Source organism: Corynebacterium sp. HMSC11E11, from assembly GCF_001807025.1.
Classification (GTDB): domain Bacteria; phylum Actinomycetota; class Actinomycetes; order Mycobacteriales; family Mycobacteriaceae; genus Corynebacterium; species Corynebacterium freneyi.
Window position 1 is genome coordinate 1 of the sequence record NZ_KV787140.1, and the last position, 331, is coordinate 331.

The window sequence follows — 331 nt, forward strand, 5'->3', positions numbered from 1 at the left end:
GTACCCCGTACGGGATTTGAACCCGTGCCGCCGCCGTGAGAGGGCGGTGTCCTGGGCCGCTAGACGAACGGGGCTCGGACGGCGAGCGCGGCCGGAACGACTCCGTCCCACCCGCTCTGCGCTGACGAGAAGAAGATTAGCAACACCCGCCGTGCGCTCCTAATCGCCTGGTGAGACCCCATTTTCGCGTCCACCGTGCGGCGTGCGCCCGGCACCGGTCGTCGCGGGCCAACCAGGATCGGAGCCACCGGGATCAACGCGAAAAAAGACCCCCACCGGAAGGTGGAGGTCTTTTCGTGGTACCCCGTACGGGATTTGAACCCGTGCCGCC

At 67.1% G+C, this 331-nt stretch carries 1 tRNA gene; it reads right to left on the minus strand.

The features are described 5' to 3' along the window. Position 1: 1 nt before the first annotated feature. Positions 2-74 (minus strand) — tRNA-Glu (locus HMPREF3121_RS06570). Positions 75-331: the final 257 nt, after the last annotated feature.